The 23569-nt window shown below is 66.3% G+C and carries 25 protein-coding genes and 4 tRNA genes; 17 read left to right on the forward strand and 12 right to left on the reverse strand.

From position 1 onward, the window contains the following. Positions 1 to 114: 114 nt before the first annotated feature. Positions 115 to 369, forward strand: coding sequence for a GlsB/YeaQ/YmgE family stress response membrane protein (locus H0X91_RS11150; RefSeq protein WP_006476609.1), 255 nt, complete (start codon positions 115 to 117; stop codon positions 367 to 369). Between the two features lie 79 nt (positions 370 to 448). On the opposite strand, the gene H0X91_RS11155 is transcribed toward H0X91_RS11150, so the two are convergent. From H0X91_RS11155 to H0X91_RS11170, 4 genes are all read right to left on the reverse strand, one after another. Next, on the reverse strand, positions 449 to 934 hold the full coding sequence (locus H0X91_RS11155; protein WP_062884697.1) for a TlpA family protein disulfide reductase: 486 nt from the start codon (positions 932 to 934) through the stop codon (positions 449 to 451). Next, entirely contained in the window at positions 931 to 2199 is a 1269-nt protein-coding gene (locus tag H0X91_RS11160) for a sialidase family protein (RefSeq protein WP_196433040.1), read from the reverse strand. The genes H0X91_RS11155 and H0X91_RS11160 overlap by 4 nt, the downstream gene beginning before the upstream one ends. Continuing rightward, positions 2187 to 4550, reverse strand: a complete 2364-nt coding sequence (locus H0X91_RS11165; protein ID WP_059721554.1) for a TonB-dependent receptor — start codon at positions 4548 to 4550, stop codon at positions 2187 to 2189. Before H0X91_RS11165 ends, H0X91_RS11160 begins: the two co-directional genes overlap by 13 nt. Before the next feature lie 128 nt (positions 4551 to 4678). Then, positions 4679 to 5068, reverse strand: a complete 390-nt coding sequence (locus H0X91_RS11170; RefSeq protein ID WP_006486673.1) for a DUF2946 domain-containing protein — start codon at positions 5066 to 5068, stop codon at positions 4679 to 4681. 198 nt (positions 5069 to 5266) lie between these two features. Between H0X91_RS11170 and H0X91_RS11175 the strand changes: the two genes are divergently transcribed. Then, positions 5267 to 5413, forward strand: coding sequence for a hypothetical protein (locus H0X91_RS11175; RefSeq protein ID WP_009690993.1), 147 nt, complete (start codon positions 5267 to 5269; stop codon positions 5411 to 5413). Between the two features lie 220 nt (positions 5414 to 5633). Then, complete coding sequence (locus tag H0X91_RS11180; RefSeq protein WP_062910913.1) at positions 5634 to 6227, forward strand: chorismate mutase; 594 nt, start codon at positions 5634 to 5636, stop codon at positions 6225 to 6227. 13 nt (positions 6228 to 6240) lie between these two features. Here the strand turns inward: H0X91_RS11180 and H0X91_RS11185 are convergent, their stop codons facing one another. After that, positions 6241 to 7368: an exonuclease domain-containing protein gene (locus tag H0X91_RS11185; protein WP_006496574.1), complete on the reverse strand. Its 1128-nt coding sequence runs from the start codon at positions 7366 to 7368 to the stop codon at positions 6241 to 6243. Positions 7369 to 7509: 141 nt separating this feature from the next. Next, positions 7510 to 7713: a cold-shock protein gene (locus H0X91_RS11190; protein WP_006476615.1), complete on the reverse strand. Its 204-nt coding sequence runs from the start codon at positions 7711 to 7713 to the stop codon at positions 7510 to 7512. 393 nt (positions 7714 to 8106) lie between these two features. On the opposite strand from H0X91_RS11190, the gene H0X91_RS11195 reads away from it, so the two are divergent. Then, positions 8107 to 8373, forward strand: coding sequence for a hypothetical protein (locus H0X91_RS11195; protein ID WP_006486644.1), 267 nt, complete (start codon positions 8107 to 8109; stop codon positions 8371 to 8373). Between the two features lie 502 nt (positions 8374 to 8875). Further along, complete coding sequence (locus H0X91_RS11200) at positions 8876 to 10027, forward strand: porin (protein WP_006486676.1); 1152 nt, start codon at positions 8876 to 8878, stop codon at positions 10025 to 10027. A gap of 82 nt (positions 10028 to 10109) precedes the next feature. Here H0X91_RS11200 and greB read toward each other — a convergent pair whose 3' ends face one another. Next, a complete protein-coding gene (gene greB, locus H0X91_RS11205; RefSeq protein ID WP_006486618.1) occupies positions 10110 to 10673 on the reverse strand; it encodes a transcription elongation factor GreB in 564 nt (187 codons plus the stop codon). Positions 10674 to 10802: 129 nt separating this feature from the next. On the opposite strand from greB, the gene H0X91_RS11210 reads away from it, so the two are divergent. The 3 genes from H0X91_RS11210 to H0X91_RS11220 all read left to right on the forward strand — a co-directional run bounded on the left by H0X91_RS11210 (position 10803) and on the right by H0X91_RS11220 (position 11160). Next, positions 10803 to 10879 (forward strand) — tRNA-Arg (locus H0X91_RS11210). Positions 10880 to 10945: 66 nt separating this feature from the next. Beyond that, positions 10946 to 11022: transfer RNA gene (locus tag H0X91_RS11215), tRNA-Arg, on the forward strand. A gap of 61 nt (positions 11023 to 11083) precedes the next feature. Beyond that, a tRNA-Arg gene (locus H0X91_RS11220) sits at positions 11084 to 11160 on the forward strand. 191 nt (positions 11161 to 11351) lie between these two features. On the opposite strand, the gene H0X91_RS11225 is transcribed toward H0X91_RS11220, so the two are convergent. The 4 genes from H0X91_RS11225 to H0X91_RS11240 all read right to left on the reverse strand — a co-directional run bounded on the left by H0X91_RS11225 (position 11352) and on the right by H0X91_RS11240 (position 15658). Continuing rightward, complete coding sequence (locus tag H0X91_RS11225) at positions 11352 to 13718, reverse strand: RelA/SpoT family protein (RefSeq protein WP_006496576.1); 2367 nt, start codon at positions 13716 to 13718, stop codon at positions 11352 to 11354. Between the two features lie 63 nt (positions 13719 to 13781). Further along, positions 13782 to 13985, reverse strand: a complete 204-nt coding sequence (gene rpoZ / locus H0X91_RS11230; protein ID WP_006025620.1) for a DNA-directed RNA polymerase subunit omega — start codon at positions 13983 to 13985, stop codon at positions 13782 to 13784. A gap of 58 nt (positions 13986 to 14043) precedes the next feature. Then, complete coding sequence (gene gmk / locus H0X91_RS11235; RefSeq protein ID WP_006486663.1) at positions 14044 to 14727, reverse strand: guanylate kinase; 684 nt, start codon at positions 14725 to 14727, stop codon at positions 14044 to 14046. Positions 14728 to 14734: 7 nt separating this feature from the next. Further along, positions 14735 to 15658, reverse strand: coding sequence for a YicC/YloC family endoribonuclease (locus H0X91_RS11240; protein ID WP_006486665.1), 924 nt, complete (start codon positions 15656 to 15658; stop codon positions 14735 to 14737). A 174-nt stretch (positions 15659 to 15832) separates the two neighbouring features. On the opposite strand from H0X91_RS11240, the gene rph reads away from it, so the two are divergent. The 9 genes from rph (at position 15833) to H0X91_RS11285 (ending at position 22321) form a co-directional block, all read left to right on the forward strand. Continuing rightward, the gene (gene rph / locus H0X91_RS11245; RefSeq protein ID WP_196433041.1) at positions 15833 to 16573 is read left to right on the forward strand and encodes a ribonuclease PH; all 741 of its coding nucleotides are present in this window, start codon (positions 15833 to 15835) and stop codon (positions 16571 to 16573) included. Continuing rightward, complete coding sequence (gene rdgB, locus H0X91_RS11250; protein ID WP_006486636.1) at positions 16566 to 17192, forward strand: RdgB/HAM1 family non-canonical purine NTP pyrophosphatase; 627 nt, start codon at positions 16566 to 16568, stop codon at positions 17190 to 17192. Before rph ends, rdgB begins: the two co-directional genes overlap by 8 nt. Positions 17193 to 17226: 34 nt before the next feature. Further along, positions 17227 to 18441, forward strand: coding sequence for a radical SAM family heme chaperone HemW (hemW, locus tag H0X91_RS11255; RefSeq protein WP_196433042.1), 1215 nt, complete (start codon positions 17227 to 17229; stop codon positions 18439 to 18441). Positions 18442 to 18485: 44 nt separating this feature from the next. Beyond that, positions 18486 to 18573: transfer RNA gene (locus tag H0X91_RS11260), tRNA-Ser, on the forward strand. Between the two features lie 141 nt (positions 18574 to 18714). After that, complete coding sequence (locus H0X91_RS11265; RefSeq protein WP_006486642.1) at positions 18715 to 19110, forward strand: hypothetical protein; 396 nt, start codon at positions 18715 to 18717, stop codon at positions 19108 to 19110. Positions 19111 to 19340: 230 nt separating this feature from the next. Continuing rightward, complete coding sequence (locus H0X91_RS11270) at positions 19341 to 19634, forward strand: hypothetical protein (RefSeq protein ID WP_006486651.1); 294 nt, start codon at positions 19341 to 19343, stop codon at positions 19632 to 19634. A gap of 297 nt (positions 19635 to 19931) precedes the next feature. Further along, on the forward strand, positions 19932 to 20423 hold the full coding sequence (locus H0X91_RS11275; RefSeq protein WP_006486614.1) for an energy transducer TonB family protein: 492 nt from the start codon (positions 19932 to 19934) through the stop codon (positions 20421 to 20423). A gap of 305 nt (positions 20424 to 20728) precedes the next feature. Further along, on the forward strand, positions 20729 to 22039 hold the full coding sequence (locus H0X91_RS11280) for an MFS transporter (protein ID WP_006486616.1): 1311 nt from the start codon (positions 20729 to 20731) through the stop codon (positions 22037 to 22039). Between the two features lie 102 nt (positions 22040 to 22141). Then, positions 22142 to 22321 carry a hypothetical protein gene (locus H0X91_RS11285; protein WP_006486620.1) on the forward strand — a complete coding sequence of 60 codons (180 nt, stop codon included), beginning with the start codon at positions 22142 to 22144 and terminating at the stop codon, positions 22319 to 22321. A gap of 16 nt (positions 22322 to 22337) precedes the next feature. Here the strand turns inward: H0X91_RS11285 and waaC are convergent, their stop codons facing one another. Further along, positions 22338 to 23333, reverse strand: coding sequence for a lipopolysaccharide heptosyltransferase I (gene waaC / locus H0X91_RS11290; protein WP_034201852.1), 996 nt, complete (start codon positions 23331 to 23333; stop codon positions 22338 to 22340). Positions 23334 to 23569 lie beyond the last annotated feature (236 nt).

The following is a 23569-nucleotide window of genomic DNA, read 5'->3' on the forward strand; positions in this document are numbered from 1 at the left end:
TCTATCGCGTTACATTGCGTGGGCGGCGCGGCGGTCGCAGCCGCTTTCAACCAGCTTGCGGCGCGCGGCGGCCGGTACGCGGTCATTTCGACTCAACCCAAGGAGAGGACCACCATGACTCATGGCTTGATTATGTGGCTCATCATCGGCGCGATCGCCGGCTGGCTTGCCGGCTTGCTCGTGAAGGGCGGCGGCTTCGGGCTGATCGTCGACATCATCGTCGGGATCGTCGGCGCGGTGATCGGCGGCTGGCTTGCCGGGTTGCTCGGCATCAGCATCGGCAGCGGCTTCATCGGTTCGGTGATCGTCGCGGTCATCGGCGCGGTGATCCTGCTGTTCGTGATCCGGCTATTCAGGCGAGCGGCCTGACGTTTCTCTCCACGCGCCTTCGGGCGCGTTTTCGCATCGGGCCGCCGCGCGGCCGGTTCGCCGCGCGCCGCCCGCTGCGTCACCGCTTCGCGTGCTGCAGCCAGCCGTCGAGCACGTCGGCCGTCAGCAAGCCGCTGCGCGCGTCACGCACGCCCTCGCGCCCGATCCACACGGTGCGCGGCATCTCCCCTCGCCATCCCGCATCGAGCGCCGTTCGCAGCCGCTCGGGCATCGGCTCCGCGTTCGCATACTGCGCGACCTGCGGCGGCAGGTTCATCTGCGCCAGCGCCTGCGCGATCGCCGCACCGTTGTCGTCGTACGCATCCATCGCGACCATCGCGAGCTGCACGTCCGGATGACGGCGCTGCCACGCGACCAGATGCGCGGCGTTCTCGCGACAGTATCCGCAATCGAGCGACCAGATCTCGACCGCCAGCGGCCGCTCGCGCGCCGCCGCGTACAGGCGCGCGACGTCCGCCGCGCACAACGGCTGCAATGCACCGCCGCCCGCCCATGCGGGCAGGCTCGCGAGCACGATGCCGAGCCATGCCATCAGCCGCTTCATTGCGCCCCCTCCACGGCGATCAGCCGATAGCCGTCGTTGCGCGTGCGCCACGACATGTAGATGCGGCCCGCATCGTCGAGCAATTGCGGGTTGTCGCTCGCGCCCGCCGTCGACGCGATCACGCGCGGCGCCGACCAGTGCTCGCCGCGGTCATCCGACCGACGCAGCTTGATCTGCATCGTGTCGCCGTCGAACGCCTTCCAAGCGAGCCACACGACGTCGCCGTGCGCGACGAGCGCCGCATGCGACGCCTGCTCGCCGGGCACCGCGGGATTCGCGCCGAATGCCCACGGTGTCTCGCGCGGCTGGCCATCGGCGCCGATGCGCGAATAGAACACGTCGGCGCGACCGTCGACGACGCCGAACCACGCCACATGTCGCATGCCGTCCGGCGTGATCGCGAGCGCCGGCCCGTGTTCGGGGCACGCCTCGACGTGCCAGTTCGAGAACGTCGCGCGTATCGGCAGGACCGGCTCGGACGCCGATACGGGCAGCACCGCGAGCGCGTGATCGCGGATCTGCCCCGGGAACACGTTGCGCCACACGGCCTCGATGCGCCCGGCCGGATCGATCGCCATCGCGATCCGGCAGCATTCGCAGGTGTGGTCGGTCACCTTGCGCTCGGGATCGAACGACGCGCCGCCGTCGCGTGACACCGCGTAGTAGACGGCCGCGCCTTCGTACGTCTGCCCGGCCGCCTTCGCCGCGACGAGATCACGCTTGTCGATCCATGCGATCGCGATGTTGCCGGCGGGATCGACGGCCATCATGTCGAAGCGGTGCGTAATCGCCTGCCGGTCGCGATGCACGGTCACGGGCACGCTCCACGTCGCGCCGCCGTCGAGCGAGCGCGAGAAGCGCACCATGCCGGTGTACGGCGCATCGAGCGGCATCGACCACGACACGTACACCGCGCGCCCGTCCGGGCTCGTCGCGAGCTTCGGGCGATTCTCGGCGCTCGTGTAGATCGGCTCGGGCATCGCATTGACGGTGACGGGCGCGGACAGCGTGCGCCCGGCGTCGTCGGAATGCGCGACGACGACATGCGCGCCTTCGACCCATGCGACCCACAGCCGATGACGCGCATCGAACGCGGCGCCCGTCGCGAGCGGCTGCTTCTGCTGCGCGGGCGTCGCCTGCATGCTCATGTGCGCGGCGTGCGGATCGGCGGCTTTCGGCACGCCGGACGCATCATGCGCGCCGGCGGTCGAGAGCGCCGCGAGCCACAGCGCGCAGCCCGCCGCGAACGATCTCACAGCGACCATTTCAGTTCTCCATAGAAAGTGCGGCCCGGATACGGGTGAAACGTGTAGTAGCGGCGGTCCGTCAGGTTGTCGATGCCGGCCGACGCGGTCCAGTGACGATCGAAGCGGTAGCGTGCCTTCAGATCGACGACCGTGAACGAGCTCGTGCCGCCGTAGACGTCCGGATTCACGTCGCTGTTGTCCAGCGTGTTGTACTGGCGGCCCGAGTAGCGCACGCCGACGCTCGCGAGCCAGTGCTCGTCGAAGCGATACGACGCGAGCAGGTTCGCGCGCATGCGCGGAATGCGGGGGAAACGCGACCCGACGTAGGCCGGGTTCGCGGCGTCGGCAAGGATCTGCGCGTTGCTCGCCGACACGTTCGCGTCGAGGTTGAGCCCGCGCAGCCCGACGTTCTCGCCGCTGAACGCGAGCTCGACGCCACGCACGCGCACGCGGTCGACGTTCGAGATGTTGGTGACGGTCGTCGCGCCCGACGCCGTCGTCTGGCTGTAGATCGAGTCGCGCAGGTCGCTCTGGAACACGCTGGCGCGCACGACGCCGACGCCCACGTCGCGTTCGGCCGTGAAATCCCAGTCGATCGCCTTTTCGGGCCGCAGGTTCGGATTGTTGTTGACGATCGCGTTGTTCGAAATCGTGCCCTGGAACAGCTCGCCGACCGTCGGAAACCGCGTGCCGGTCGCGAACGACAGCCGGAAGCGCCAGACTTCCGTCGCGTCCCACTGCAGCGCGACTTTCGGCGACAGCGCATTCGCGCTCCGGTCCGCATAGCCGAACGTGCCTTTCGCATTGCCGAGCGCGCCGCCGTACGCATCCCAGCGCTCGTAGCGCAGCCCGAGCGTCGCGAGCCAGTCCGGCGCGAAGCGCCACGCGTCCTGCCCGAACAGCGCCTGCGTGCGCGTGTCGCCACGATAGACGCTCGCGAGCGACGTGGTCGGCCCGGCCAGCCAGTCGGCGGTGTTGTACGTGACGTTGCGCAGGAAGTAGTTGTCGTAGTGATAGCCGAACGTGAACGTATGGCCTTTCACTTCCGGCGCCTCGGCCTTCAGGTCGAGCGTGCGCCAGCCGGTGCCGTCGCCCTGGAACAGCGTGCCGGCCCCACCCTGCACGGTCGAGGCCGCGCGCAGCACGTCGCGCGACACGTCGTACGCGGATACCACGCCCGACAACCGCCAGCCGGAATCGAGCCGGCCGTTCAGCCCAAGCGCGTACAGCCAGTTCTCCTGGTCGCCGCGCTGCGGCGCGAACGCGTTCGGCGCGACGGTCATGTTCTGCCCGCCGATCGACACGTTGCCGCCGTAGACCGGATTGCCCGTCGCATCGCGCAGGAAGGTCTCGCCGTGCTGCCGGTAATGGTTCTCCCAATGCCCGAGCGTCAGCGTCGCATCGACGTGATCGGTGAACGCATAGCCCATCCGGACCGTCTCGTTGAGCTGCTCGGTCCGCTCGATCGTCTGCGCGCCGACGATGGTCCGCGGCTTGCCGTTGGGGCCGATGTCGGTCGCGGCGCCCGTCACGGGCACGGCGGCGCCCAGCCTCGGGTTGTAGGCCGAAGCGGGGCTCGCATACTGCATCGGCTGGCCGTTGTTCTCCAGCCGGTCGAGCGACAGCGCGAACCAGAACCGGCCGACGCGGTTCGCGATCCGCGCGGTCTGGTGATTGCCGCCGAGGCTATCGGCAAAGCCGTAGCCGTCGTGGTAGCGCTGCGTGAAAAACTGCGTCGACAGCGACGCCTCGAGCTGTTCCGGGCGGCGCGTGGTGAGCAGCACGGTCGAGCCGATCGAATTGCCCGGATACAGCGCGGAAAAGGGGCCATAGAGCACGTCGACGCGCGCGATGTCGTCGGGCGGAATCAGCGACCAGCGCGGCGGGTACGCGTAGCTCGACCCGAGCAGGTTCGACAGCAGCACGCCGTCGGCATAGACGAGCCCGCGCGCGCTCTGCAGTTCGTTGAAGTCGCGGCCCGCGAAGATGCTGTTGCGGTCACCGATGTAGCGCTTGCGGACCATCAGGTTCGGCGCGTACTTCAGCGCGTCCTCGGTGGTGACGTTGGTGTGCGCATCGATCTGCTCGCGGGTGATCGACGTGACGACGGCCGGCGTATCCGGGTCGACCGGTTGCCGCTGCGCGGTCACGCTGACGGCGCTCAGCGTGTCGCCGGCCGGTGTGGCCGATGCCGCGACACCGGCGGAAGCCGGCGTGGCGATGGCGGAACGATCGGCGCCGCCGCCGCGGGCGGCCTCGGCGCGTGCATCGTCGGTCGAAGCCGCGTGAGCGGCCGGCCATGCGAAAGCGGTCGCGCATGCGAGCGCGAGCCGGCCGCGCGACGGCCGCGCGGCAAAGGTAGACGACATGAGTGAATTCCTGAAAACGTGATCGGACGCCGCCGGACACGGGTGCGCGAGCCGCGCACGAACGACGCGACGCGCGGACCGGGGCCGCGGGCGGCTCGCGCGCCACCAGGGCGCGCGGACGACATCAATCAGATCGGGAGGTTTTCAGGCGGGGCGCGCGGCTGCGCGAGACGGATGCCCTTGCGGGGTACATCGGGAACGACCGGCGCGGCCACCCGATACGCGAACGTCCGCACGAAGCCCGGCATCGCGGGCAGGCTCGTGCCCAGCGCGACGTTCGCCGCGAAGCCGGGGCAGTACACGCAGTGCGGGACGCCGGCATGGTCGAACGACGACGTGTCGCGGTCGTCGCCCGCTTGTGCGAGCACGACCTGACGGGCGCCCGCTGCACTGCACAACTCGAGCGTGAGCGCGCCGGAGCCGCTCGACGCGAGACGCGCGTAGCCGACGACGGGCGACAGTACGTTCAGTACCAGCGCCAGCCATACGAGGCCGATCCATCGCGTCGTTCGTCTCATCGCGGTCCAGGAAAAAGTGCGCGCAAGTATAACAAGCGGCCCGATTGTTGCCGATCGTGCAGCGTGCAATACCGGGCATCGCACCGCGCGCCGGAGCGCATGTGCCGTTAATACAACAGAGACAAAATCTAACGATTCGCCGCTGGCATAAATCCGAGCGCGAGGTTGATAATCATTGAACCTGCTGGAGAAACGATCATGGACGAAAGACCCACTCGCATGCCACCGCCCGAGCAAGTGATGAGCCCGGATCCGGAACCCGTCGGCGTGGAATTCCTCGCCGAGCTGCCCGAGCACGTTCGGGCATTCTTCGACGAGCAGCACAAGTTGTACTCGCCGAAGTGAACGTCAGTTCGGTTCTGTAACCGCCACGTGTCGATCATCGCTATCGTGCGGTTCATCCGTGCGCTTCGCGCGCAATTCGCCTCGCACCCGGGCCGCAACAGCCTGACGGTGCCGGATCAGCTCGCCTGATTCTCCTGTCGCGACGCTACGCCGCGCGACTGTCTTCGTCTATCCTTCTGGTTTTCCACGTCCGGCCCGCCCGGGTCTCCCGATCGTTCCGATGAAGCAAGCCATTCGTGCCAGCCTCGCTGTCGCCGCGCTCGGCGTCGCCCTCCTTTCGTCTCCGCATCCCGCCCTGGCAGACGGCGACGACACCGCCCTCACCAACATCGTGGCGCTCGCGTCGCAACGCCTCGCGCTCGCCGAACCGGTCGCGCGCTGGAAATGGGCGAATCACAAGGCCATCGAGGACCGGCCGCGCGAAGCGGCCCTGCTCACGGCGGTCGAACAGCGCGCCGTTCAGGCCGGCATCGATCCCGCGTTCGCCCGTACGTTCTTCGAGGACCAGATCACGGCGAGCAAGGACGTGCAGAACGCACTGTTCGCGACCTGGCGCACGACGCGGCCGCCGGAAGGCACACCGCCCGATCTCGCCGCCAGCACGCGGCCGGCGCTCGATCGGCTGACGCAGAAAATGCTGACCGGTCTCGCGCAGGTCGCCCCGCTACGCGAGGCGCCCGATTGCCAGGCGCGGCTCGCGCGCAGTATCGCGAACTGGAAGACGCTCACCCGCTACGATTCCACGCAGACGCAGGCACTCGATACCGCGCTGTCGCACGTCTGCTCCGCCGGCGGAGCCAGCGCGATCGGCTGACGCGCCGTGGCGCTCAATCCGCCGGCGTGAGCGCCATGAGCGGAATCACCTGCAGGCCGCGCGCGAGATGCGTCTGCAGCAGGCGATGGGTGAAGGGTTCGAACACACTGGCCGCCGCGTCGGCCACGAGCCGCGCGGCCGCATCGAGCGATTCCGCCGAACCGAGATAGCACCAGCCGTCGATCACATGAAACAGGCGGCGCTCGCCGTTCGCCTCGAACGCGACGGCGCCTTCGAACGGCCAGGGCGCGCCACCCGCGCGGGTAGCGTCGGCCGTGGGGCGCCGGTTGTACGACGGGCGCAACCGGGCAATCCATTGCGCTTCGGCGAGCATCGCCCCCAGCTCGTTGCCGGTCTCGCGCCATTCGACACGGCGCACCTGCTGCGCCAGCCGCATTTCCTTCGACGACCGGCGTTCGCCGGTCAACAGCGCACGCAGCCGCTGCCGCACGCGCACGCTGCGGCCGACATACAGCGCTTCGTCACGCTCCCCGAACAACGCATACGCGCCGCACCCTGCCGGCGCGGTATCCAGCCACGCCTCGGTCAGATCGCCGCCCAGACGGAAGTGACGCGTCGTCCGCGCGATCTGGTCGCGCAGCCGCTCGAGCGGCACGATCTCGTGCAACTGGCGCCAGAACTGCCAGAGCAGGTCGGCATCGGCCAGCGCCCGGTGGCGCGCGGCCGGAACGAGCCCATGCCGTTCGATCAGCGCATCGAGCCCGTGCCGCGATTCGCGCGGAAACAGCGCGCGCGACAGCCGCACCGTGCAGAGCACATCGGGATTGAAGGCCAGCCCGGCGCGCTCGAACTCGGCGCGCAGGAAACCGCGGTCGAAGCTCGCGTTGTGCGCGACGAACAGCTTCCCGTCGAGCCGCTCGAACAACGCCGGCGCGAGCGACGCGAACGTCGGCGCGTCGCGCACCATCGCGTCGGAGATGCCCGTCAGTTGCTGGATGAACGGCGGGATCGCCTGCCCCGGATTGACGAGACTCGTCCACGTCGACACGCCGAGCGGTCCGATTTCGACCACGCCGATTTCGGTGATGCGGTGGTCGGCGGACGAGCCGCCGGTGGTTTCGAGGTCGACGAAGACGAGCGGCTGTTCGCTGGCGGGATCGGACGGACGGGAATCGGACATGAAAAGACTGGGAAACGATGCTTCCGTGAGTATGCACCGGCGGGCGTACTCGCGGCCAGCCCGGACCGGTTTGCTCCGTCCCCGGAAAACAAAAAGCCCCCGCGATGCGGGGGCCGGACGTGATCGGCGATGCGTGGCGCGTCAGACCGCCTGGATATTCGCTGCCTGCTTGCCTTTCGGGCCGACCTTGACGTCGAACGAGACACGCTGGTTTTCCTTCAGCGTCTTGAAGCCGTCCATCCGGATTTCGGAAAAGTGCGCAAACAAATCTTCACCGCCATTGTCCGACGTAATAAAGCCAAAACCTTTAGCATCGTTAAACCATTTCACGATACCGGTATCCATGTCTTCGTTCCCCACTCGATAAGATCAAAAAAGCTATTTTTATAGCCGTTACCCGAAATCCCGAAACATTGCGCCAGCACCCGCACCAGCACGCCGCCCGAGGACGGAGTGCTGACTTTATAAATTGGACAATCCGGGTGCGTCAAGAAAATTTTTGGCGACCGTTTTATCGAAAAGACGCTAATAGCACTGGAATCGGTACACCATCGCCTTTGATTAATTGATTCGCATCAAAAACCTGTCAATATTACCGGGACCGGATCGCCAATAATCCGGGGCGTGAAATTCCTACCGGGGACAAATCGATTCGGTAAAATCCTCGGGTTTTTTCCGGGTTGCAGAAATGCGGGGACGTTGCGATCCTGAATCAACACCGAAAGGAAGGAGAGGGTCATGTGGCTGGACGGAATCAAGCGCTTCGCGAGCCGGCTCGGACGCGTACGTCGCAAGTCCCGCGCCCTGGCCGAGTCCGCGCGCGAAGCGCCGTGCGACACCGAATTCGATATGACGTGGCACGGCGATCACTGGCAGAACCTGCTCGCATCGCCTCTCGATGCCCGTCACTACGTGATGGAAGACTGGACCTATACGCCGCCGCCGATCGAGGCAGAAGAAGCCGTGCCCGCGGGCAAGCGCAAGCGCCGCTCGTACACGCAGTAGCGCACCGGGCAGCAGGGCAAAAAAAAAGCGCGACTGGGAAGTCGCGCCGACAAAGGTTTGGAGATCTTTTCCGTCAACGAAAAAGTCTGCTTCGGAAAGCAGAGATCGCAGTATAACGAGAGAACTACCTTTCATTATCCATGCTCCACACAAACCTCTATTGCCGATGTGTCAATAATCGCGCTATAGCTGCCGCCGCCCGTTGCTGACCGTCTGTCGCAATCGCGCAACGCCCGTTACGTAGTCCTGAGTTCCATTTCATTTCGCTGCACCGCCGCAAACCCTTGCGGAGCAACCGTTTGCGCGCTTTTTTTGATTTTTGCGGATTCCAAAATACATTGTTTCTTAAAGTGTGAGCCGTCCCCGCTTCGCGCCCTCCGTACACTGCACATGGCTTTCTGATAAGCGCACCGCCGTTCTGCGGGACCGGCTACAGCGTCAAGCAAAACACCGCCAGTCCGCCGCAGGTTCGATCGACATCATCCTGTTTGGAGACAGATCCATGAAAAAAACCCTGATCGTCACCGCGTTGTCGGGTGTATTCGTTACCGCAGCCCATGCTCAAAGCAGCGTTACGCTGTACGGCCTGATCGACGCAGGCATCACCTATACGAACAATCAGGGCGGCCACAGCTCGTGGTCCGAACGCAGCGGCCAGATCAACGGGAGCCGCTGGGGTCTGCGCGGCACGGAAGATCTCGGCGGCGGCCTGAAAGCGATCTTCGTGCTGGAAAACGGCTTCAACATCGCCAACGGCACGCTCGGCCAGAATGGCCGCGAGTTCGGCCGCCAGGCATTCGTCGGCCTGTCGCAGGAGCAGTTCGGCGCCATCACCCTCGGTCGCCAATACGATAGCGTCGTCGACTATATCGGCCCGCTGTCGCTGACCGGCACGCAATTCGGCGGCACCCAGTTTGCCCACCCGTTCGACAACGACAACCTGAACAATTCGTTCCGGATCAACAACGCCGTCAAATATACGAGCGTCAATTTCGGCGGGCTGAAGTTCGGCGCGTTGTACGGCTTCTCGAACAGCAGCCAGTTCTCGAACAACCGTGCATACAGCGCGGGGGTGTCGTACACCTACGCCGGCTTCAATATCGGCGCCGGCTATCTGCAGTTGAACAACGACATCTCGGGGCTCACGTCGGCCGCGGTCACCAACGGCGCCGGCGCGGTGGCAGGCGACAACACGTTCGTCGGCAAGCGTCAGCGCGTGTTCGGCGGTGGCCTGAACTACACGTTCGGTCCGGCAACGGCCGGCTTCGTCTTCACGCAATCGCGCGTGAACCGGGCGCTCGGCATCTCTGCCGGTGCGTCGGGCGTGTCGACCGGCCTGGGTCTCAACGGCACGTTTGCCCGCTTCAACAACTACGAAGTGAACGCGCGCTACGCGCTCACGCCGGCGTTGTCGCTGGCCGGGTCGTACACGTACACCGCGGGCTTCCTGGACGGCCGTCATCCGGGCTGGAATCAGTTCAACCTGCAGACCGACTATGCGCTGTCCAAGCGGACCGACGTGTATGTGCAAGGCGTGTATCAGCGCGTCAGCACGGACGGCCTGGGCATCGGCGCCTATGTCAATGGCCTCGGTGGCGCTTCGTCGAGCAACAAGCAGATCGCCGTGACCGCCGGCCTGCGTCACCGTTTCTGAGCAACCGGCACCGCACCGTACACCGGAACGGAAAAGCGCCCCGTCGGGGCGCTTTTTCTTTACCGCGCCGCGCCGCCGACGCTCAGGCGTCGCCCCGTGCCGGATACCGGACGTCGAGTATGTCGATCGGCTGGGGGCCCGCCGGCGTCATCAGCGTGACGGTATCGCCGATCTTCGCCTTGATCAGCGCACGCGCGACCGGCGAAATCCAGCTGACGCAGCCGCGGTCGAGATCGACCTCGTCGATCCCGACGATCGTCACCGTATGATCCTCGCCGTCCGGCGTCTCGTAATCGACCGTCGCGCCGAAAAACACCTGGTCGACATTCTCCTGTCGGCTCGCGTCGACGACTTCCGCGAGGTCGAGCCGCTTCGTCAGGAAGCGGATGCGGCGATCGATCTCGCGAAGCCGCCGCTTGCCGTAGATGTAGTCACCGTTCTCCGACCGGTCACCGTTCGATGCGGCCCACGACACGAGCCGCACGACTTCGGGACGCTCGACGTCGATCAGGTTCAGCAGCTCGTCCCTCAGCCGCTTGTGGCCGGCCGGCGTGATGTAGTTCTTCGCGCCCGCCGGAATCGCGGGTTGAGCCGGGTCGAGATCGTCGTCGTCACCGTCCGACTCTTTGACAAACGCCTTGTTCATGATGCAGATTCAACGTGGATGACTGATCCCCCCAAGGGTACACGAAGGGGGCCGGCCAAGGTCATGCACCCTAATTCGCGAATAAGGCTTCCCTTTTTATACGACTCTGCTATACTTCCGCTTCTGCGTGCGGCTGTAGCTCAGTTGGATAGAGTACTTGGCTACGAACCAAGGGGTCGTGGGTTCGAATCCTGCCAGCCGCGCCACTTTTTCGAGGGCCTTCCCAACCGAAGGCCCTTTCAGTTCGAAGCAGTAGAAGTTTGTTGTTGCGTGCGGCTGTAGCTCAGTTGGATAGAGTACTTGGCTACGAACCAAGGGGTCGTGGGTTCGAATCCTGCCAGCCGCGCCACTTTTTTGGGGGCCTTCCCATCGCAGAAGGTTCCGACAGTTGAAGCAGTACCGTTTTGCGTGCGGCTGTAGCTCAGTTGGATAGAGTACTTGGCTACGAACCAAGGGGTCGTGGGTTCGAATCCTGCCAGCCGCGCCACCTTAAAAGGGCTTTCCTCCGGGAAAGCCCTTTTTCTTTTTGCGCCCCCTCCTTCGTTCGCGCCATCATCCGCACGCCTTGGGCAAAGCGCCGGCAACGTCGCGCGCGCTTTCGCCGGCCCCAATGAAAACGGCGGCCATCGGCCGCCGTCCGTCGATCAACGCATTCACCCGCGAGGGTGCGCGTCAGCGTCAGTAATCCTGCCGCTCGCGCTCGATACGCATCCCGCCGTCATGGCGCGCATGCGCACCATCGTCGGTCGAGCGCTCGCGCATGATCCGCATCACGTCCGGATTGGTTCTCACGCGCCGCATCACGTTCGCGAGGTGCACGCGGTCGCTAACCTGGATCACGAAGCGCAGCACCGTCGATTCGTGCGTCAGATCCTCGTCCATCGCGATATGGACGATGTTCGCGTCGGCCGACGTGATGTCCGCGGCGACGCGCGCGAAGATGCCCTTCGTATTCTTCACGAGCGCCTTCACCGCGACATCGAACAGACGGCCCGGCTGCGGCGCCCATTCGACGTCGATCCAGCGGCCCGGATCGCGGCGATGGATGCGCTGCGCGACCCGGCAATCCGTCGTATGAATCGCCATGCCCAGACCGATGCCGATGTAACCCATGATCGCGTCACCCGGAATCGGCCGGCAGCATGCGGACAACTGCACGGACATCCCTTCGGTGCCGGTGATCACGACCGGCGGCGCATGATGCGCGGGATGCCGCTCGGACTTCGGCAGATCGTCGTCCGCATCGCGGCCGCTCATCAGCACCTCGATGCGCTTGGCCATCACCGCGGCGACGCGACGGCCGAGACCGATGTCCGCGAAGATTTCCTGGCGGCTCTTGTTGCCCGTCCACTGCACGAGCTTCTCCCACACTTCCGGCTCGACGTCGGCCAGCGCGAGACCATAGCCCTTCAGGCTCTGGTCGACGAGCCGCTCGCCCAGCTGCACGGACTCGTTCAGGCGCATCGTCTTCAGGTAGTGACGGATCGCCGAGCGCGCCTTGCCGGTACGCACGAAGCCCAGCCACGCGGGGTTCGGCTTCGAATACGGCGCGGTGATCACCTCGACGATGTCGCCGCTCTTCAATTCGGTGCGCAACGGCAGCAGCTCGTTGTTGATCTTCACGGCCACGCACTGGTTGCCGAGATCGCTGTGGATCGAATACGCGAAATCGAGCGCCGTCGCGCCGCGCGGCAGCGCCATGATCTTCGACTTCGGCGTGAACACGTAGACCGCATCGGGGAACAGGTCGATCTTCACGTGCTCGAGGAACTCGCTCGAATCGCCGGCCTCGCTCTGGATGTCGAGCAGCGACTTCAGCCACTGGTGCGCGCGCTTCTGCACGTCGCTGAGATCCGCGCTGCCGTTCTTGTACAGCCAGTGCGCGGCGACCCCCGCCTCGGCGATCTCGTGCATCTTGCGCGTACGCACCTGGAACTCGATCGGCGCGCCGAACGGGCCGACGAGCGTCGTGTGCAGCGACTGATAGCCGTTGATCTTCGGGATCGCGATGTAATCCTTGAACTTGCCGGGCACCGGCTTGTACAGCGCATGCAGCGCGCCGATGCACGTGTAGCAGTCGAGCGGGCTGTCGACGACGACACGGAAGCCGTACACGTCGAGCACCTGCGAGAACGACAACTGCTTGTCGCGCATCTTGCGATAGACGCTGTAGATGGTTTTCTCGCGGCCGGTGATCTCAGCGTCGATCTTCGCGTCGGCCATCGCGCGCTGCGCGGCCTCGAGGATCTTGCTGATCACTTCGCGGCGATTGCCGCGCGCGGCCTTCACGGCTTTCTCGAGCGTCGCGTAGCGATGCGGGTTGAAGTTCGCGAAGCTCATGTCCTGCAGCTCGCGATACGTGTTGTTCAAGCCGAGCCGGTGCGCGATCGGTGCGTAGATGTCGAGCGTTTCCCGCGCGACGCGGCGGCGCTTTTCCATCGGCACCGCGCCGAGCGTACGCATGTTGTGCAGGCGATCGGCGAGCTTGACGAGAATGACGCGCACGTCGCGCGCCATCGCGAGCAGCATCTTGCGGAAGTTTTCCGCCTGCGCTTCCTCGCGGCTGCGGAATTCCATCTTGTCGAGCTTCGACAGGCCGTCGACCAGCTCGGCGACCTTCGGGCCGAATCGCTCGGCCAGCTCGTTCTTGGTCACGCCCTGGTCTTCCATCACGTCGTGCAGCAACGCGGCCATCACGGCCTGCGCGTCGAGCTTCCAGCCGGCGCAGATTTCCGCGACGGCGACGGGATGGGTGATGTAGGGCTCGCCGCTCTGGCGATATTGACCGAGGTGGGCTTCGTCGCTGAAGTGGAACGCCGCCTTGACCTCTTTGATTTCGTCCGGACCGAGATACTCGGCAAGCGCGGCGGTCAGTTTCGCGATCGAAACGACGCCGTGCTTGCGCGGCTGCTCCGGCGTGGCGGTCGGCCCGAACAGATGCCGGAAGGACTGTTCGAGGACCGCGTCGATGTACTGGCGCGCAGGCGACTGGGCCGTGGCTTCGGTGGTCGAATCCGCGGAGGCGGACGATGGGGTGGTGCTCATATTCGCCTCCAGGTCGAGTCGTTGCGCGCGTGGACTACATGGCTGGAACGGGCCGGATGCGCGTTACACCGGCACCTTCTTCAGCATCTCGACGCCGACCTGGCCGGCAGCGATTTCGCGCAGCGCGACGACGGTCGGCTTGTCGCGGCTTTCGATTTTCGGCGTATGGCCTTGCGCGAGCTGCCGCGCGCGATAGGTGGCGGCGAGCGCCAGTTCGAAGCGGTTCGGGATTTGCTTCAGGCAGTCTTCGACGGTAATGCGAGCCATGTTGGCAATTCCTTCTGAATATAGTCCTTATTCTACCTTATGTCCCTCGTGCCCCGCGTCATTCCGCGTGGGGCAGATGGACGCCGAGGTCGATGAACAGCTCCGTGTGTCGCGCGTACTGCGAAGCAAAACGCAGGCGCGTCGCCGCGACGATGCATTCGAGTTCCGCGAGCGCACGCTCGAAATTCTCGTTGATCACCACGTATTCCGCTTCCGACGCGTGCGCGATCTCGCTGCCGGCGGCCAGCAGGCGTCGCGTGATCACGTTCGGCTCATCCTGGCCGCGCTTCTTCAGGCGCTCCTCGAGGGCGTCGAGCGACGGCGGCAGGATGAAGATGCCGACCGCGTTGCGGAACTGCTTCTTCACCTGCAACGCACCCTGCCAGTCGATTTCGAGCAGCACGTCGTGACCGTTCTTCATCTGCTCTTCGATCCAGACGCGCGACGTGCCGTAGTAGTTGCCGTGCACTTCAGCGCTCTCGAGGAATTCGTGCGCCGCGTGACGCGCGCGGAAATCCTCGACGGTCGTGAAGTGGTAGTGCTGGCCGTCCTGCTCGCCCGGGCGCGGCTTGCGCGTCGTGTACGAGATCGACAGGCAGATGTCGCTGTCCTTCGACAGCAGCGCGTTCACGAGCGTCGACTTGCCGGCGCCCGACGGCGCGACGACCATGAACAGGTTGCCGGGATAGACGCCGCCATGCAGCGAATGCGACGCGTGGCCGTCGCGGTTAAGGTCGGTCATGTTACTGTTACTCCAGGTTTTGCACTTGCTCGCGCATCTGCTCGATCAGCAGCTTCAGCGCCATCGACGCATCGGCGAGTTCCTTCGCCGCCGCCTTCGAGCCGAGCGTGTTCGCTTCGCGATTCAGTTCCTGCATCATGAAGTCGAGACGCTTGCCGACGCGGCCGCCCTTCTCGATCACGTGACGCGTTTCGTTCAGGTGCGCGGTGAGCCGCGACAGCTCCTCCGCGATGTCGATCCGGATCCCGTACATCGTCACTTCCTGACGGATGCGCTCCGCGGCTTCCTCGCGCGTGACGACCGTCGAGCCGCCTTCCGGCGCCGCGAGGCCGAGCGCTTCCTGCAGCCGCTCGACGATCTTCTGCTGGTGCTTCGCGATCAGCTCCGGCACGAGCGGCGTGATGCGCGCGACGATCGCCTCCATCTCGGTAACGTTCGACAGCAGCATCGTCGCCAGTTGCGCGCCTTCGCGCGAACGCACGACGACGAGCTCGCCGATCGCTTCCTTGCCGCAGGCGAGCACCGCGTCGCGGATCGCTTCCGCGGACACGCCGCTCTCGGCGAGCACGCCGGGCCAGCGCAGGATTTCGCCCGCGCGCAGGCGGCCGACGCCCGGGAACGAATCGAGCACCGCGCGCTCGAGCTCGGCAAGCTGGCCGAGCGCCGACTGGTTCAGCGCGCCCGCGCCGATGCTCTGCTCGCCGCGCTGCAGGTTGATGCGCACGTCGACCTTGCCGCGCGACAGCTTGTTCATCAGCATTTCGCGCAGCGCGGGTTCGCACGCGCGCACGTCGTCCGGCATCCGGAAATTGAGATCGAGGAAGCGCGAGTTCACGGTGCGCAGTTCGACCGACACGCTGGTGCCGCCGTTGCCGGTGGCCGTCACGAGTTCGCGCGTGGCGCTCGCGTAGCCCGTCATGCTGTAGATCATGGTTCGTCTCGCCGTCTGGTGCCCTCGCGGGCGGGGGGATATGTCGAGGCGCCCGGCGCATCGGAAAGCGCGGGGCGGCAAGCGCGCATTATCCCATTTTTGCGGACCACCCCGCCGGGCGCGCCCGCCGTTCGGCGCTAAAATCGGGGTTTCCTCTCCTTCCGCGATTTCCCCATGACGTCTTCCGTTTCCCGCCCGAGAGGCCGCCGCGCCGACGAACTGCGCAAGGTCGCCCTCACGCGCCACTACACGAAACACGCCGAAGGCTCCGTGCTGGTCGAATTCGGCGACACCAAGGTGCTCTGCACCGCGAGCGTCGCCGAGCGCGTGCCCGAATTCCTGCGCGAGCGCGGGCAAGGCTGGCTGACCGCCGAATACGGGATGCTGCCGCGCGCGACCCACACGCGCAGCGACCGTGAAGCCGCGCGCGGCAAGCAGACGGGCCGCACCCAGGAAATTCAGCGCCTGATCGGCCGCGCGCTGCGCGCGGTGTTCGATCTCGAGGCGCTCGGCCCGCGCACCATCCACATCGACTGCGACGTGATCCAGGCCGACGGTGGCACGCGCACGGCCAGCATCACCGGCGCGTTCGTCGCCGCGCACGACGCCGTGTCGACGCTGATCGCGGCCGGCAAGCTCACGCGCTCGCCGATCACCGATCACGTCGCCGCGATTTCGGTCGGCGTGTACGAAGGCGCACCGGTGCTCGACCTCGACTACGCGGAAGATTCGCGCTGCGACACCGACATGAACGTCGTGATGACGGGCGCGGGCGGCTTCGTCGAAGTCCAGGGCACGGCCGAAGGCGTGCCGTTCTCGCGCGCCGAGATGAATGCGCTGCTCGACCTCGCGCAGGGCGGGATCGCCGAGCTCGTGCGGTTGCAGAAAGACGTCCTAGGTGCGAGCCATGCCTGACGACCGCACCGTCGCGCCGCTGTCGCGCATCGTTCTCGCGTCGAACAACCCGGGCAAGCTGCGCGAATTCACCGCGCTGTTCTCGACGGTCGGCATCGAGATCGTCCCGCAGGGCGACCTCGCGGTGCCCGAGGCGGAAGAGCCGTTCGGCACGTTCATCGAGAACGCGCTGACCAAGGCGCGTCACGCGTCGCGGCTCACCGGGCTGCCGGCGATCGCCGACGATTCGGGCCTGTGCGTGCGCGTGCTGCGCGGCGCGCCGGGCGTCTATTCGGCCCGCTACGCGCAGCGCGCGGGCCGCGACAAGGGCGACGCGGCGAACAACGCGTATCTCGTCGAGCAACTGCGCGGCATCGACGACCGGCGCGCATACTACTGTTGCGTGCTCGCGCTCGTCCGCCATGCGGACGACCCGGAGCCGCTGTTCGCCGAAGGTCGCTGGGCCGGCGAGATCGTCGACACGCCGCGCGGCGAACACGGATTCGGCTACGACCCGTATTTCTACCTGCCGTCGCTCGGCGCGACGGCCGCCGAACTCGAACCCACCGTGAAGAACACGCACAGCCATCGCGCGCTGGCGCTGAAGGCGTTGCTCGCGCGGCTCGCGGAGGAAGCATGACCGTACCCGACACCCATTCGCTGCGGGAGGCCGCATGAGCCAGGCTGCGGAAACCGGCGCGCGCGTCGTCGCGACCTTCACGTCGCCCGGCCAGGTGCGCCTTACGTCGCTGCCACCGCTCGCGCTGTACGTGCATTTCCCGTGGTGCGTGCGCAAGTGCCCGTACTGCGATTTCAACTCGCACGAATGGAAAGGCGAGCGGTTTCCGGAAACCGAGTATCTCGACGCGTTGCGCGCCGATCTCGAGCAGGCGCTGCCGCTCGTGTGGGGCCGGCAGGTGCATACCGTGTTCATCGGCGGCGGCACGCCGAGCCTGCTGTCGGCGGCCGGTCTCGACCGGATGCTGTCCGACGTGCGCGCGCTCTTGCCGCTCGACGCCGATGCCGAGATCACGCTCGAGGCGAATCCGGGCACATTCGAAGCCGCGAAGTTCGCGCAGTTCCGCGCAAGCGGCGTGAACCGCCTGTCGGTCGGCATCCAGAGCTTCAACGAGGGGCATTTGAAGGCGCTCGGCCGGATTCACGACACCGCGCAGGCACGCGCGGCCGTCGAGATCGCCGCGAAGAACTTCGACAACTTCAACCTCGACCTGATGTTCGCATTGCCGAACCAGACGCTCGACGAATGCCGCACCGACATCGAGACCGCGCTGTCGTTCGCGCCGCCGCACCTGTCGCTGTATCACCTGACGCTCGAGCCGAATACGCTGTTCTCGAAGTTCCCGCCGGTGGTCCCCGACGACGACGCGTCGGCCGACATGCAGGAATGGATCCATGCGCGCACGGCCGAAGCCGGCTACGGGCGCTACGAAGTGTCCGCGTACGCGAAGCCGAATCATCAGTGCAAGCACAACCTGAACTACTGGCGCTTCGGCGACTATCTCGGCATCGGCGCGGGCGCCCATACGAAGCTGTCGTTCCCGAACCGGATCCTGCGGCAGGCACGCTACAAGCATCCGGCGACCTTCATCGAGCAGGCGAAGGCCGGCGCGGCCGTGCAGGAAGAGCGCGAAGTCGGCGCGCGCGACCTGCCGTTCGAATTCATGCTGAACACGCTGCGGCTCGTCGAGGGCTTCCCCGTGCACAGCTTCGCGGAACGCACCGGCCTGCCGATGAGCACGATCGAGCCGGCGCTGAAGGAAGCGGAGCGGCGCGGACTGATCACGCGCGATTTCACGCAAATCGCGCCGACGCCGCTTGGCCAGCGTTTCCTCAACGACCTGCAGGAATTGTTCCTGCGCGACGACTGAACGCATGAACGAGGCGGCATTTCGGTTACAATGCCGCCTCGTGTGGAAGCGTGGCCGAGCGGTTTAAGGCACTGGTCTTGAAAACCAGCGACGGGAAACTGTCCGTGAGTTCGAATCTCACCGCTTCCGCCAGGAAGTTCGCCGAACCCCGTCCATTCGCAGAATGACGGGGTTTTTGTTTGTCCGCGCGCGTGCGCCCCGCACTTCCCGACGCGCCCCGCCGGATGCCGTTACAATCCGGCGCTCCGATTCGCGAAACGGGAAATCCACGTCATGAAGCCCTTCCTCGTCTCGTCGCTCGTCGCCGTGCTGGCCGCCGCCAGCATGCATGCAGCGGCCGACACCGCCTCCGGCAGCGACGCGCAGGCGTCGTGCGCGATCGCGTACGTGACCGGCGTCGGCGGCTCGCCGCGCGGCCTGAGCGAATACCTCGCGAGCCCGTCGCCCTACAACTACCTGAAGGACAACGACCTCCAGTGCAAGGTCGGCGACGACGGACGCACGTCGAACTGCACCGGCGTGACCTATCTGCGCAACGAACAGGTCAGCGTGTACGACGATTCCGATCCCGCGACGCTGACCGTCGTGGCGCGCGTGGAGCTCGATCATGGCCAGAAATACCCGGTGATCATCGTCGTGCAGCGCAAGAACGCGCGCTGCAAACAATGACGCAGCGCGGCGCGCGAACCCGTCCATCGGAGCTGCACGCGCGTTCGTGCCGAACCTCGCGCGGCATCTGAGCCACGGGCCCGGCAGCGGCCCGTCGTTGCGTCGCACCGCGCCGGACGCCTCCCGGCCCGCCCCGCCATCGCCTAGAATTCGTTCAACACGGCGACACGAACGCCGCCGCGTATTCGATGCCGCACGCGTCACCCTGCGCGCGGCACACGGAGATCGCCATGACCGACCTGTCGAGCGCGACGGAACCCGTCGATTACGAAGGCTTCGAGATCCATGTCGTGCCGGCCGCGATGCCCGGCAGCGACACGCGCTATACCTACACCGGCTACGTGTGCCATCCGGGCGTGAATCCCGCGCTGCCCGGCCATGCGGTGCCGTTCCACGCGGACGGCGAGGAAAGCTTCGCGAGCCTCGACGAGGCCACCCGCGAAGCCGTGCACATCGGCAAGAGCATCATCGACGGCACGCATCCCGACCTGTCGGTACTGTCGCTCGTCACGCACGGCTTCTGAGCCGGCCGGCATCGCTTGCCAGCGTGCGCGCGGCAAGCCGAGGTTGCCGCATCAGATGACCGCGTCGCCCGGCCGGACGAACGCTGCACGCCATCGCTTTCAATCTTCCAACAGGCGCGTCCACCGCGCACGCTGTCACCTGTCGCGTCACATCGCGATGTGCAAGGTACGACGCGGCACCCGGCCGTCATCATCAGCGATAGCAGCGACCGGTCCCGCGCGCTATGCGTTTCTCCCCATATCGCCGCGCACCGGTACGCCTATCATTTTTTTATCGTCCCTCCTGGCCATCACCTCATGCGCCCCCTTCTCCGTCCGCGCGTCGCGCGGCTTCGTGTTGCGACGCTGGCCGTCGTCGCCCTGCTTGCCGCGTGCACGATCACGCCGCCCTCGTCGCTACGCTCGGTCCTGACGATTCCGTCGGTCACCCGCAGCGGCAGCCTCGACCAGTATCGCGTCGAGGTTGCCCATCGTGTCGCCGAACGCAATCCGTCCGGCATGCTGCACGGCACACCGCAGGCCATGCTGCGTTCGCTCGTCGTCGTCGCCTTCACCGTCGATGGGAGCGGCCGCGTGGTGAACGCATCCGTCTACCGCAGCAACGGCGACAGCGAAGCGGAAGCGCTCGCGCTCGCGTCGCTGCGCCGCTCGGCACCGCTGCCGGCCCCGCCGTCGCGGCTGCTCGACGGCAACGGTCGGCTCGAACTGATGGAAGGCTGGCTCTTCAACGACGACGGCCACTTCCAGCTGCAAAGCACCGCCTCCGCGCAGGCGCAATCGATCGATTGACGCGCCGCCGCAGCCCGATTGCCGGTGAGCGGCGGCGCTGGCTATAATTTTCCGCACTCGCGCGGCCATCACGCCGCGCGTGCGTTCGCGCGCCCCACCCGGCAAGCGAGCCGACCACGCCGGCACCGGGCGGCGGCGACGTACCCGTCTCCATCGTCGACCGGCGGGTGACGTCCGCGCCACGGCGCGCGTCCACGCCGCCACCGCGTCATCCGCATCATCCTCTGCTCGGCTGCGCCCGGCAGGTCGTCGCCTGCCCGAGCGCACGCTCAGCCGACCGCCCCAACGACAAAACGGAGACATCCATGTCCGCATCCCCCCCGGCCGTTGCACACGCAACCGGTTCGGCCGGCGCCGTCAGCCACCGGCGCATCGTGTTCGCGAGCTTCATCGGCACCGCGATCGAGTTCTACGACTTCTACGTGTACGCGACGGCCGCCGCGCTCGTCATCGGCCCCGTGTTCTTCCCGCACGGCTCCGCGACGGCGCAGGCGCTGTCCGCATTCGTCACGTTCGGCATCGCGTTCATCGCACGCCCGATCGGCTCGTTCCTGTTCGGGCACTTCGGCGACCGTATCGGCCGCAAGTCGACGCTCGTCGCATCGCTGCTCGTGATGGGCGTGTCCACCACCGCAATCGGCTTCGTGCCCGGCTACGACGCGATCGGCGCGCTCGCGCCGGTGCTGCTGTGCGTGCTGCGCTTCGGTCAGGGGATCGGCCTGGGCGGCGAATGGGGCGGCGCGGCGCTGCTCGCGACCGAGCATGCGCCGCAGGGCAAGCGCGGCTGGTTCGGGATGTTCCCGCAACTGGGGCCGTCGGTCGGCTTCCTGATGTCGAACGGCCTGTTCTTCGCGCTCGCGCTGTCGCTGTCCGACGAGCAGTTCCGCAGCTGGGGCTGGCGCATTCCGTTCCTCGTCAGCGCGGTGCTCGTCGCGCTCGGGCTGTACGTGCGGCTCAAGATCACCGAAACGCCCGCGTTCCAGGCGGCCCTCGAGCGCAACGAGCGCGTGCGCGTGCCGGTCGCGACGCTCGTCACGCAGCACTGGCAGCCGACGCTGCTCGGTGCGCTCGCGATGGTCGTCTGCTACACGCTGTTCTACATCTCGACGGTGTTCTCGCTGTCGTACGGCGTGTCGGCGCTGCATATTCCGCGCCAGAGCTTCCTCGGCCTGCTGTGTTTCGCGGTCGTCTTCATGGGGCTCGCGACGCCGCTGTCCGCATGGGCGTCGGACCGCTTCGGCCGCAAGCCGGTACTGGTCGTCGGCGCGATCGCCGCACTGCTGTCGGGTTTCGCGATGGAGCCGCTGCTCGGCAGCGGGTCGATGCCGCTCGTCGCGCTGTTCCTGACGATCGAGCTGTTCCTGATGGGCGTGACGTTCGCACCGATGGGCGCGCTGCTGCCGGAACTGTTCCCGACCAACGTCCGCTATACGGGCGCGGGCGTCGCGTACAACCTCGGCGGGATTCTCGGCGCGTCGATCGCACCGTATATCGCGCAACTGCTGGCTGCGCGCGGCGGCCTGTCGTGGGTCGGCGGTTACGTGTCGGTCGCGGCGGCGATCAGCCTGATCGGCGTACTGCTGATGCGCGAAACGCGCGACGCGTCGCTCGTCTGACCCTCCGGGGCGATCCGGGTTGCAGGGCGGCGGGCGATGCCTATACTCGATCCTGGGCGCGTCGTCGCGCGCCCGGTCCCGCCCCGACAAGGAGCCGCCGCGATGAATATCCGCCTGGCCAATGCCGACCTCGTCCTGATCCTCGCGCTCGCGCTGGGTGGCGCGTTGCTGCTCGCGCTGCGGTTCCGGCCAAAGACCTGGCGCGGCCTCGTGTTCGAGGCGCTGCTGGCGAATCTCGCGGCGATCGCCGCCGTCGTCACGGTCGAGGCGCTGCTGGCGTAACTCCGCCCGGCAGCCGTCAGGCTACCGCCCGCACCGGCAACACGTCGTAGACCGGTCCCACGGTATCGATTGCCTTCATCGCGTCGTCCACGCTCGGCGCGGCGCCGGACTCACCGATCGACAGCGCGTGCGGTGCGCCGCCGATGCCGAAGTGGGCGCGCGAGGTGGCCACGAAAATCATCACCGTCGGACGCCGCAGCGCGTGCGACAGATGCACCATCCCCGTATCAACACCGATGACCAGCGCCGCCCGGCTCATCGTCGCGGCGAGTTCGCCCAGCGACATGGCCGGCAGCACGACCGCGCCAGGCGCCTGCATCGCGATCTCCTGCGCGTCGCGATGCTCGGACGACGAGCCCCATGGCAGCAGCACGCGCAAGCCGCGCGCCATCATCCGGGTAGCCAGTTCAACCCAATGGCCGGTCGGCCATTTCTTGTCGGAATTCGACGTCGCGTGGAACAGCAGCATGAACGGCGCACCCTCGGTAACTGCGGGCGGCAACGTGACGTCGGGCGGTTCGATCCCGTACGAGGCGATACCCTCGGGCGCATAGCCGAGCGCTTCGCCCGCGCTAATGCGCATGCCGTGCCACGCATCGCATGCAGGCTTCGGGCCAAAACGATGCGAATACGCGAAACGCGCCCCTGTCTCGCCAAGATCCGGGGTCCGGTAACCGACGCGGCGCCCGGCGCGCGCCAGCGCCGCAATGATCGCGCTCTTGTAGACGCCGTGCAGATCGATGACCGCGTCGTAGCGGTGCGCACGCAGCGCACCGATCGAGGCCGAGATCGCCTTCAGGTCGCCGGCGTTACGCATTTTCTTGAAGCGGCGCAGCGGCGCGCACAGGACGGTGCTCACTCCCGGATGCCAGCGCACGATCTCCGCACACGATTCGTCCACGGCCCAGTCGACCGACACGCCGGGAAAGGCGCGATGCAGGTCGGCGACGACGGGCAGCGTCTCGACGACGTCGCCGAGCGACGTCACTTTTACGATAAGAATGCGTTTCACGATGTGCGGGTATTCCTGACTGGCCATTCGGCATGCTAACGACGGTTGCGGTGCGCATACATTACGTCAACATTACATTTGCAACAAATTGCATCTCTTTTGTGAATTTTTGTCGCGCCTTGCGGGCGTTTGTCGTCCCCGCTGGCATCCGGTTCTTTTTATAATTCATTCTTTGCCTCCGGCCCGAGCCAGAAAACACCATATTGGCGCCAGATTCGCAGCGAGCGGCGGGTGAG

The organism is Burkholderia sp. 9777_1386 (assembly GCF_015712265.1).
GTDB classification, from domain to species: Bacteria; Pseudomonadota; Gammaproteobacteria; order Burkholderiales; family Burkholderiaceae; genus Burkholderia; species Burkholderia cenocepacia.